We start from the raw sequence: 561 nt of genomic DNA on the forward strand, positions 1-561 counted from the left end.
AATGTATGTAACTATCTTCCTATCTGTGTGTATCTTATAAAGGTATTCACAAAACGTTCACCTTAACTTGAATAATCTATCATTTCTAAAATAATTCTATCATATTTACCTTATACTAAACTGACATCAACCTTGGAAATACTTAAAAAATAGAATCCCCTTCATGTTTTGTCGTTATTTAGACAAAAATGTTGAATCATCAAATACTTAATGAAATGCAAAAGTAGCCTACTGAGGCTAGGCAGAAAGTCCAGTCTTGCTTCTCAGAGTTCGTGTCAACATCTCAGCGGTTCGCGTTTCACACTCCAAATCTGACCTCTATTGCTGATGCGAACGAGTTCGCTTCATTTCCAACCTCCAACACTCCCAATCTGGTCATAGTGGTGCAAGGTCCTCACTGTCAATCCTGTCAACTGACCGACCTGCACATCTAGCTGAGTCGCAGGCTCAGATTTCTGTTGCAGGAAGAAAATGTCCCTCATAATAGGTTGAATCATTGGGTGTCTCCTTATTTTCTAGCTTCATCTAGTATACCAAAAAAAGCCTAGTTCTCACTAGACT

General features: G+C 38.5%; 1 protein-coding gene. It reads right to left on the reverse strand.

What is annotated here, in order from left to right; genetic code table 11:
• Positions 1–344: 344 nt before the first annotated feature.
• Positions 345–497 (reverse strand): hypothetical protein, encoded by a 153-nt coding sequence (locus C1E99_RS15175; protein ID WP_238146187.1) that lies wholly within the window; start codon positions 495–497, stop codon positions 345–347.
• Positions 498–561: the final 64 nt, after the last annotated feature.

Origin of the sequence: Streptococcus suis, assembly GCF_002964045.1 — a bacterium.
Taxonomy (GTDB): domain Bacteria; phylum Bacillota; class Bacilli; order Lactobacillales; family Streptococcaceae; genus Streptococcus; species Streptococcus suis_U.